The sequence below is a fragment of the Alkalihalophilus lindianensis genome (assembly GCF_032843265.1).
GTDB classification, from domain to species: domain Bacteria; phylum Bacillota; class Bacilli; order Bacillales; family Bacillaceae_D; genus Alkalihalophilus; species Alkalihalophilus lindianensis.
On record NZ_JAWJBA010000316.1, the window covers coordinates 1 to 273 of the forward strand.

The following is a 273-nucleotide window of genomic DNA, read 5'->3' on the forward strand; positions in this document are numbered from 1 at the left end:
CCCCACGTTGCCGCCGACCGCTCCCGCATCGGCTGCCTTCGTCGCGCCGCTCGCCGCCGCCGCCGCCTTCGACGCCGTGCCGCCCGACGACGTGCTCGACGCGCACCTCGGCCGTCTCCTCGCTTCTGCGCCCTGCCCGGCACCCGACGGCTTCACGCAGCGGGTCATAGCCGCCCTGCCGCCCCTTCCGCTCGCCCCGGCGGCGCGCCCGGCGCGGCGCTCCCAGGCCCGCTTCGCATCGGTGCGCCCGGCAGAGGCTCGCCCGGCGTCCCC

Annotated in this window: 1 protein-coding gene; it reads left to right on the forward strand. The window is 79.9% G+C overall.

All coding sequences use genetic code 11. The features are described 5' to 3' along the window. Nucleotides 1-273, forward strand: a 273-nt coding sequence (locus RYX56_RS22405) for a hypothetical protein (protein ID WP_317124129.1), incomplete at both ends; no start/stop codon positions are given.